1 tRNA gene is annotated in these 299 nt (G+C 59.2%); it reads right to left on the bottom strand.

The window, feature by feature from the left end:
- Positions 1 to 212: 212 nt before the first annotated feature.
- Positions 213 to 299, bottom strand: a tRNA-Leu gene (locus tag NCR35_RS29810).

Here is a 299-nt window from a genome sequence, read left to right as displayed (position 1 = left end):
GAGAGGACTCGAACCTCCACGGTGTTGCCACCGCTAGGACCTGAACCTAGTGCGTCTACCAATTCCGCCACCTGGGCCAAGGGGTACAGCAAGCCCGCTATTCTAGCGGGAAGCCGAGCCGTGTCAACTGCGCTTCACGACTGGCAGGAGCCGAAAAACACGGTCTCCGCATAAAAAGAAAACGCCACCCGAAGGTGGCGTTTCCTGACATCTGGTGCCCAAGAGAGGACTCGAACCTCCACGGTGTTGCCACCGCTAGGACCTGAACCTAGTGCGTCTACCAATTCCGCCACCTGGGC

The sequence above is a fragment of the Caballeronia sp. AZ10_KS36 genome (genome assembly GCF_023631105.1).
In the GTDB taxonomy this organism is placed as follows: Bacteria; Pseudomonadota; Gammaproteobacteria; order Burkholderiales; family Burkholderiaceae; genus Caballeronia.
Note: the sequence above shows the minus strand (reverse complement) of the source record. Positions and strands in the feature narration are given on the sequence as shown.